Origin of the sequence: Butyrivibrio sp., assembly GCF_017635265.1 — a bacterium.
GTDB lineage: Bacteria > Bacillota > Clostridia > Lachnospirales > Lachnospiraceae > Butyrivibrio.
Genome location: NZ_JAGBLU010000104.1, coordinates 194,673 through 201,857 on the forward strand (window position 1 = coordinate 194,673; position 7,185 = coordinate 201,857).

Consider the following 7,185-nt stretch of genomic DNA (forward strand, 5'->3'; position numbering starts at 1 on the left):
TAAAGTGCGTAAGTTAGTGGTTGCTTAACTTACACACTTTATTTTACATAGTCATTTACATAGTCGATTTTGATTTAAATTTTTTAAATGTATCTAAAAACAAGTCTTTTGCATTTAACAATTTTGACGCGCGTTCTTGGGCTAAAAGACTCATTCTGCTATAAAATTCTTTATCATTGTAATATCTTTTAATTAATTGCGGATAATCATCATAATCATTAGCACAGAATTCATGGCCGGCATTAATTGCAATATCTCCGTAGTTGCATGTGACAATGGGTAATCCTTTGTACATTGCTTCTACACAGCTTGTGCCACCACCTTTTCTCTTGGGGTTAATGTAAAGATCGCATATATCCAGCCAGCTTAAATAATCATTTACATATCCTAAACAGATTATATGATTGCCTAAATCTGTATTTATATCACTGATATTTATGGGGCCAATTAAAATGAGCTTTGCATTGGGAACCTGCTGCAGAATGTTTCTGAAGCAATTAATAAAACTATCGCTCAACTCATCAATTAATCTTCCACCGGCAACTACCATAACAAAATCATCTTCAGTCAGATTAATTTCAGAGCGTGTATGAGTTTCTTTTTGCTCAAGGATAGAAAAGCCATAGTGATCAGAGTGTAGTATATTATCTTCTGTAAGACCAAGCGCATTTAGCCTATTATAATAATGTGCGTTCTTCTCTCCTGAATATATTTGATAGTTTGCGCCGCTAATAGTCAATTCGTAAGACATAGGTATGCAGAGCACAGGTATAATGTGAGCAAGTAAACCTTCAAATATTGTTCCTGAAGCAATTGATATAGCACAAGCAGGTTTTAATTCTCTTATCATAAGCAATAACTGGCGTATAGATTCATAATTGGGCATATTTTCTTCACATTGGAAATATGGAATTTCAGCACCATTCCATTGTAATGAATTAATCTCAAGATATTCATTGATATATGAGGCTTTACAATTATAATTATAAAGAAATTCCAAGCTACGAACATTTGATAAAAGTTCAGCTGTATTTATTAAAAGAACTTTATACCCTGAGTCAATTAAAAATTTACATCTTTCAAGTGCTATTCGGCTTGGGGCATGCGAATGAGAAATCAATTGTTGCGTAATTACAAGGACAAGTTTCTCATTACGATCTTGTAGAGGAATAGGTGCGCATTCTAGTTGTAATAGATTGGCATAATTTGATAAACAGTATTTATATAAATCTAAATTCAGTTTGAATATTTCATCGCTATCTGTTTTAGGATAACGAAAATTCATATTAAGAACCTGCTGGTAGATAAAAAAGACATTATCACAGCCTAAAATTTCTCTGTTTTTAAATGTGCAGAGAAGTATTTTTGTCACGATTTGCTTATCCTGTCTATATATGAAAATCATTGAATATAAAAGGAGTGCAGCTTCTGCTTCAGAATTATCTGCAATTATTTCGATTCTATCCAGGACTTCATTGATAGTCATTTCATCTAATGTGTTTAGCTTTTCCATAAGCGAGTTGAAGTAATTAGTGGCAAAAGTATTGAGCTTATAGGTGTTTAATGAAATATTGGATTCGAGCGCATCTAAGAGGCCGCTGATTTCTGGATTCATATGTTTTAGTACTCCTCATGTTTTGAAGGCTTTGAATTTTCAAATAATGATTATATACTTAATTATATGATATAAATAGTTGCTATTACAAACAATAACGTAATGAATGGTGGATACATTTAGTTAATATGTTACTGTTCGGACAGAAATCCTGGTTAATGATTTTCAGATGGTTAGTAATTTGAATTTATCGTTGACTACTCTCTCCTTAGGGGATACAATTGTCATCAGTCAAATACCTAAGGGTATCCGGAGCATATCGCTCATTTTTCCATGAATTGTTTGTATGACGACTGGGATTAGCCTATAATGACATTAGAAGTTTCTTGAATTTCTGTGATTTAGAATGCTTAATATTAATTACGGACACAACAAAAGGCTTATTAAGGAATGTTCTCCGTTAAAAGAGTATTCGTGGCTTATTGACAGGATCAGAACGTATAATGTTGAACTTGGAATAGAGAAAGCTACAACAAAAGCAATTAGAGAAATGCCATCATATTTTGAAATCAAGAATTTTTTAGTTTTGCATATGTCGGAGGTAGCAGATATGATGTTAGCTGAAGATCAAGAAATCAATGCACTGGAACTTGTAGGGAATGCAAGAGAAAAGAAGGGAGTAGAAAAAGGAATAGAAGTCTTTATTGAAGATAAGTTAGAAGATGGTATTTCTACTGATATAATAAAAAGCAAACTGTGTAAGAGATTTGAAATCTCAGAAGAAAAAGCAAATGAGTATATAAATAAAGTGCTCAGTAAAACAGAATAAAAATGATAAAAACTCCCAATGTAAGGTGTGAAGTCTTATGTTGGGAGTTTTTTAGTAGATTATTTATAAAAACGGCGAGAAGTACATATGAAGGAAAAGATATGGACTCAGAAAAGATTTTTGTTACCAAGTAAGCGTTCAATGGTTTGAAATATGAAGTGTTATATTCAGTTTTTATATCAAGATAGGGCATGCCAAGATCATTGAACATATTTATTTTTTTAAAAGGCAGGGTATCTGAATACCAGCAAAGATAAAAGTCTGCAGGACATATTTTAGCATAGGCAAGTTTCAAAAACTGCTGGTAATACCAATTGATAGAGGATGGGTCAGGCTGAGTGGCTTTTTTAAGAAGCTCATTATAAATAGATAATAGTGGAGTAAATGGGAGCAAGTCGGTTTCAAGAATGAAAGAAACTTTATTGTTTCCATATACTCCTGACTCAATATCTCTATTGATACATGGCAACAGTTTTTCCGGACCAATAAAAACTATCTCATTTATTGGAAGGTAAAGAAACTTAGATAATGAGATTTTGTTCTGGAATAATCTGCTTCAATTGTTGGAACTATGCAAGGGTACTTTAAAGTATTGGACATGCCTACACCTCGTTATTGTTATCTATAATAATTGTTATAACGAATAATAGTGTATAATTAAATGGTAAATAGATGGGAATGGAGGGGTATATGAAAATATACATACTATGTCCGGCAAAAAGAGTTACTGGCGGCGTTGAACTGACTCATCAGCTCTGTTGCGCTTTAAATACATTGACGGAAATTGAAGCAAAAATGTGGTACACGGATATAGATGATACAAGGCTGGAACCCTTGGTTGTAAACGAGAAAGCACCGGCAGAGTATGCACTTTATCATACTGAATGCATAAGCGATTATTCAGTGGTAGATAAAACCGAAAATATTGTTGTTATTCCAGAAGGGCTTACCGGATATATCGATTTGATCGATAAAGCCAGAATAGTATTATGGTGGATGAGCGTAGATAATTATATAAGTTCTACAAATGAGGCAGATCTTGATATAATTAAGAATAAAGTTGTTCTCCATTTATATCAGTCATATTACTCAAAAGATTATGTCGAAAAAAAGATTACTGGTGCGAGAGGTATTTTTTTATCGGATTATATCAATGATGAGCATGGCAAATTCATTCTTCCCACAGAATTTAGACGTAACATGGCTTTGTATAATCCAAGGAAAGGATATAGCGAAATAAAGCCTCTTATAGATAAAACAAAGTGGATTGAGTGGGTTCCTCTTATTGGAATGGAAAGAGAAAAAATGATATTGGTCATGCAAATGGCTAAGATTTATGTGGATTTTGGAAATCATCCCGGAAAAGACAGAATTCCAAGAGAAGCAGCAGTTAATGGATGCTGTGTGATCACAAATAAAAAGGGTTCTGCTGCGTTTAGTGAGGATGTATCAATTCCTGAAGATTATAAATTTACGGAACCAAATGATATGCTAGATGAAGTCGAGGCGTTATTGCGAGATATTTGTGATAATTTTGATGTGCATAAAAAGGATTTTGATAATTATAGAAAAACAATTAAGTCAGAAAAAGAAAAGTTCAATAATGATGTATTACGTTTTGTAGAATTCATGGACCGTTTTTGATTAAGTGTTGAAAGGAAAAAATGGATAAACTTGCTTATCGTAAACAGGTGGTTTCTATATAATATTTTAAAAATTTTCAATTCAGATGAAAATATTGGAATGATCGGAATGGTGGGGACGGATTATCTTCCCGGAAATGCTGTAATGTGGAATGGAATAAGATTTGGTTCGCTTTTTCCAAGGGATGGAACATTTGTAGATAATAAAATTGTAAATGTTGACTTATTTGAAGCTGTTGCCGTAGATGGAGTAATAATCGTTACATCATTTGATTTAGAATGGCGCGAAGATTTATTCGATGGATTTGACTTTTATGATGTTTCCCAAAGCTTGGAATTTAGAAGAAATGGGAAAAAGGTAGTAGTGCCATGCATTAGTGGATATCCGTGGTGTATTCACGATGATGGTGGATGGATGAATTTGCGCAAATATAATGAATACAGAAAAAAGTTGATTAGTGAGTATGATTATAGTGAATTTATTAGCAGTTTTGGAAGGCAAATAAGGAATAATAATACTGATTTTCATGCAGGACTACCTCATTTACAAACGGACTAAAGAAACCTTTATACATCATAGTTAGAAATCATAACTGTTTTTGTGTGTTCCACAAAAAACGTAACAATCTAGTGGCGTGCTTTTGCAAACTCCCTATACCTTCGCAGAAAAGTTGACTTACTCAAGCCCAACCTTTGAGCAGCAACGGTACTGTTAATTTTTTTCATTTCATAATCTGTAAATACATCTATGGCTTCCAATTTGGCGATTTTTATCCTTTTTCTTCCTTTATATTTTCCATCTTTTGCAGCAGTAACCATTCCTTTTTTTCTTTGTGTGTCCAAATACTTTCGTTCAGTAGAATAAAGAGCAGTCAATAACTCAAAATATTGCTTTCTATTACTATCATCTATAACCAAAGATGGTGTGACGACAATGCCGCCATAGCAAATTGTTTCTAAAAGCTTTCGGCATATAACAACGCTGCGATTCCCTAAACTGGTAAGTGACTCTTCATTTATGCGTTTTTTTTCTGATCTTTGGACGAAAAGATTATCTCCTGAATACCTTTTATCTGTTCGAATCAGCCACTCAAGTTGATTTAAGTACTGCATATTATTATCATCTAAGAGTTTCCATAAGTCCTCTCTGTTTTTTGAAGGTGTTCTTTCGCTTATAAAAACAGGTACTATGTTTTGCCTTTTATAAGATGTTTTCTTTAAGTCGAGATTTAGACCGGGTATACCCTGAAAAATCTGTGGAGACAATAGACTTATTACACTATAATTGGGTGTTATTTCATATGTAAAAGTTTCATCTTCTCGTTCAGTATATTGTATCTCTGCAATTTTATATGTCAGATTGTAATCATCATTTAAGCAGATATCTCCGCGTGTTATTAATTCTCTCATTTGTATCACCTCATGAATGTAGCTGAATATAAGAAGAATACAGGATAATATTATATCTGGCATTGATCATGTGCTTATAAAACAATTTCTGAACATCTGTAATCAATGGTGTCTCATCAATTAACTTTGCGATACTATCTATATTAAGTCGATCCATAACAATTTTTAAAGCTTTATTACACTCATCATATTGTAAGCTATTTATTACTTCGAAATACGAACTTTTTTTTCCGTTCAATTTAACCTGTGAGGTTGGAAATTTATATATTCTTTTCTCTGTCTCTTCTGTTGAATTGATTATACTAAGCATCTCTTCTTCATCGACAAGATTAGGAAAAAGACATGAACCATTATCAAAAACAGGCGCTAAAGAATATCGGTTTTTTTCTTTTATGAATCCCCAATTTGCTCCATGGCGGTCAGAAGATATTTAATCATATAATCGTCGCCGTCAATAGTTATTCCTTCTTTTCTTTCAGATCCTCCATAAAATTTACCATTTAGTTCATATTCAGAAAAATCTATCGCATTAAGCATGATTAGTCTCCAGTAGACTTCTTAAATAAAGTATAAATAATAATGTTTGTTCGTGGCAATAGAATTTGAATTTATCGTTGACTATTCTCTCTTTAGGGGATACAATTATCACCAGTCAAATACCTAAGGGTATCCGGAGCATTTCGCTCATTTTTCCATGAATTGTTTGTATGACGACTGGGATTAGACTATAATGACATTAGAAGTCTCTTGAATTTCTTTGATTCTTTATTTCTGTATTAGTCTTGTTATTACCTTTATGGTGTTTGATTAAAATCATAAAGGAGGGCAAGGATTTGTCAGAAAAAGAAAAGGTAACAATTAACAGACAGCACAAGGACAGATTATTTAATTTTATTTTTGGAAGTGAAGAGAATAAGAAGTGGACATTATCTCTATATAATGCTGTGAATGGCTCAAACTACGAGGATGAGTCACTGATTGTATTCAATACATTACAAAATTATTTGTATGTCAGCATGAAAAATGATACTTCATTTATCATAACGGATACAATGAGTCTTTATGAGCATCAATCCACATTTAATCCTAACATGCCACTTAGAATGCTAAAATATTTGAGTAATCTGTATTCTAAATATGTTAAGGAAAATGCACTGGATATATTTGGCAAGGGTATTATTGAATTGCCGGTACCAAAGCTGATAACTTTCTATAACGGCCTTGATGATGTAGAAGACGAGATCATACTTAGGTTAAGTGATTCGTTTCCTGAATGCCAAAAGGAAAATGGAGATGTAGAAGTTAAGGTCAGAATGCTTAATATTAATTACGGACACAACAAAAGGCTTATTCAGGAATGTTCTCCGTTAAAAGAGTATTCGTGGCTTATTGACAGGATCAGAACGTATAATGTTGAACTTGGAATAGAGAAGGCTACAACAAAAGCAATTAGAGAAATGCCATCATATTTTGAAATCAAGAATTTTTTAGTTTTGCATATGTCGGAGGTAGCAGATATGATGTTAGCTGAAGATCAGGAAATCAATGCACTGGAACTTGTAGGGAATGCAAGAGAAAAGAAGGGAATTGAGAAAGGAATAGAACAAGGGATAATCAGCACTATCAAATTAAAATATACCCTATAAAGTGGACACATTAAGAAGAAGGCATCCTAAAAAATGGACATAAGAAGAAGGGATTAATTCCCCAAAAAGTGGACGTGGTAGGAAGGGTAATTCTTCCTGTAG

Annotated in this window: 8 protein-coding genes; 4 read left to right on the forward strand and 4 right to left on the reverse strand. The window is 33.0% G+C overall.

The features are described from left to right. Positions 1-55: 55 nt before the first annotated feature. Positions 56-1,615, reverse strand: coding sequence for a glycosyltransferase (locus J6O61_RS13075; protein WP_292214060.1), 1,560 nt, complete (start codon positions 1,613-1,615; stop codon positions 56-58). Positions 1,616-1,961: 346 nt separating this feature from the next. Between J6O61_RS13075 and J6O61_RS13080 the strand changes: the two genes are divergently transcribed. From J6O61_RS13080 to J6O61_RS13090, 3 genes are all read left to right on the forward strand, one after another. Continuing rightward, complete coding sequence (locus J6O61_RS13080) at positions 1,962-2,384, forward strand: hypothetical protein (protein ID WP_292214061.1); 423 nt, start codon at positions 1,962-1,964, stop codon at positions 2,382-2,384. A gap of 690 nt (positions 2,385-3,074) precedes the next feature. Further along, a complete protein-coding gene (locus J6O61_RS13085) occupies positions 3,075-4,028 on the forward strand; it encodes a hypothetical protein (protein WP_292214063.1) in 954 nt (317 codons plus the stop codon). A 30-nt stretch (positions 4,029-4,058) separates the two neighbouring features. Further along, a complete protein-coding gene (locus J6O61_RS13090; RefSeq protein ID WP_292214065.1) occupies positions 4,059-4,586 on the forward strand; it encodes a glycosyltransferase in 528 nt (175 codons plus the stop codon). Between the two features lie 68 nt (positions 4,587-4,654). Here J6O61_RS13090 and J6O61_RS13095 read toward each other — a convergent pair whose 3' ends face one another. The 3 genes from J6O61_RS13095 to J6O61_RS13105 all read right to left on the reverse strand — a co-directional run bounded on the left by J6O61_RS13095 (position 4,655) and on the right by J6O61_RS13105 (position 5,974). Next, positions 4,655-5,437 carry a hypothetical protein gene (locus J6O61_RS13095; RefSeq protein ID WP_292214067.1) on the reverse strand — a complete coding sequence of 261 codons (783 nt, stop codon included), beginning with the start codon at positions 5,435-5,437 and terminating at the stop codon, positions 4,655-4,657. A 10-nt stretch (positions 5,438-5,447) separates the two neighbouring features. Beyond that, positions 5,448-5,594 carry a hypothetical protein gene (locus tag J6O61_RS13100; protein WP_292214069.1) on the reverse strand — a complete coding sequence of 49 codons (147 nt, stop codon included), beginning with the start codon at positions 5,592-5,594 and terminating at the stop codon, positions 5,448-5,450. Positions 5,595-5,827: 233 nt separating this feature from the next. Continuing rightward, entirely contained in the window at positions 5,828-5,974 is a 147-nt protein-coding gene (locus J6O61_RS13105; RefSeq protein ID WP_292214071.1) for a hypothetical protein, read from the reverse strand. Between the two features lie 296 nt (positions 5,975-6,270). Between J6O61_RS13105 and J6O61_RS13110 the strand changes: the two genes are divergently transcribed. Next, positions 6,271-7,083 carry a hypothetical protein gene (locus J6O61_RS13110; protein ID WP_292214074.1) on the forward strand — a complete coding sequence of 271 codons (813 nt, stop codon included), beginning with the start codon at positions 6,271-6,273 and terminating at the stop codon, positions 7,081-7,083. Positions 7,084-7,185: the final 102 nt, after the last annotated feature.